The organism is Mycobacterium sp. TH-M116 (genome assembly GCF_057473685.1).
Genome location: NZ_JBYCLC010000007.1, coordinates 1 through 1,623 on the forward strand (window position 1 = coordinate 1; position 1,623 = coordinate 1,623).

Consider the following 1,623-nt stretch of genomic DNA (forward strand, 5'->3'; position numbering starts at 1 on the left):
AGATGCTGGTCGCGCCGTCGGCGATCCCCACCGCCAGGTCCCGCATCACCGCTCCCCGGTCGTGGACCACGTCCGGCCGGTACAGCGCATCCGACAAAGCGCCGGTCAGCCCCGTCTTATCGGCCAGCATCCGGGTGATCACGCTGCCGGTGTGTGACACCACATCGTCGCCGCGCACCTCCACGTCGAGGTGCCGGGACCATCCTGTTGTAGCCTGCATCTGAAAGGTGCACCCGTTCTGTGGATTTTCCGAGCCTTAACAACCCTGATTATCCTTGAGCGAGTGCACTTTTCGCGTCTACGACACCCCAAAGCCGACCATCCCCGTGAAAAATCGAGGCCTATCTCCGGGCCTGGGCCGATTCCAACAGCAAACTACTCGCATACCGCCGTCGCGGCGACAATGCGCGCCCTGCCGGCGTCGGGGACGTCGCTGTCGTATGCGGCATCTATGGTGCCGGTGAGCTGGGCGACGCCTGCGAGAAGATGTACCGGGGCGTAGAGGACGAATGGCCGAATCTGCGCCGCGATTTGATCGCGAAGGGTGATCTACAGGACGACCAACGCAGGCTGTTTGCGATGTTCGCCGCGCTGCAGCTCGTGAGGACCGAGAAACACGTCGAGCGAATGAACTTCACTACGAAAATCGCCGCAACGACGGCCGAGCGCCCGGTGCCCAAGGACGCTGTCCGGGATTTCCTTCGCGATCTCGACGGTGGGGCCGAGCCCGACGACTCCGAAGTAGAAGCCGCGTGGAGCTTTGTTTGCGGGGAGCTTGCCATGTACGGCACGTCGACGGGCGCCGTGAAGCGCAGCGCTTCGGTGGATGCTGCGGTCACGCGCATAGCGCCCAGCTTGGAAACGATGACTTGGACAGTCCACAAGTTCCGAGGGGCCCCGCTGATTAGCAGCGATTCCCCGGTTCACTCGTGGCGCCGACGCGCCCAAGATGTCGAACCCAGGGGGATCGGCATAGAGACCGCGGATGAGGTCAGGTTTCCACTGTCTCCTAGCGCCCTTCTCATCATGCATCGAGGGCCTCGGAAGGGCTCCACGCCCCAGTGGAGCTCACGCAAACCCGTCGCGATCAATACCGAGATCGCCCGGCAATGCCATCAATTCATCATCGGAACTCGGCAATCCATGGTCGCGATCGACCAGCTCGCCCTTTCGGACTGGCCCCCTCGACTCCGGTTCCGCATGTTGGGCAACGACATGTTCCACATGTACGTCGGCGACAGTATTGGAACCGTCCACGAGGCCATCCGCTCAGGTGTTCAGAATCGAACACCTGCCAAACCCGACGAGGACGCGCTTGCCGACGAGTTGATCATCGCCGAGCAGCAGTTGCCGCCGCTGCCCGAGAACGAGTGGATGCGCTCAGTCGGTGGACAAGTTGTCGGCCCCCGGGAGCACACTGCAGACACGGCCAGGAAGGACACACCATGATCCGCACGTTCATCGCCACCGCAGTCATCGGCTGCGCGCTGCCCGCCGCTATGGTCGCGGTCAGCCCGCCCGCCCACGCGGGTCCGATCCAGTGGTGCGATCCGGCCTCACCGCTGTTTGACCCGACGGTCTGCGCCGACGAGTCACCCGGCGGCGGCTATAGCTGTGACCCGT

Annotated in this window: 1 protein-coding gene and 1 pseudogene; one reads left to right on the forward strand and one right to left on the reverse strand. The window is 63.6% G+C overall.

Annotated elements, in window-relative coordinates; all coding sequences use genetic code 11:
* Positions 1–220 (reverse strand): annotated as a pseudogene (locus AC2VOK_RS00145) (IS1380 family transposase); the annotation flags it as partial.
* Between the two features lie 113 nt (positions 221–333).
* Between AC2VOK_RS00145 and AC2VOK_RS00150 the strand changes: the two are divergent.
* Positions 334–1,449: a DUF4238 domain-containing protein gene (locus AC2VOK_RS00150; protein ID WP_428898666.1), complete on the forward strand. Its 1,116-nt coding sequence runs from the start codon at positions 334–336 to the stop codon at positions 1,447–1,449.
* The last annotated feature ends 174 nt before the right edge of the window (positions 1,450–1,623 follow it).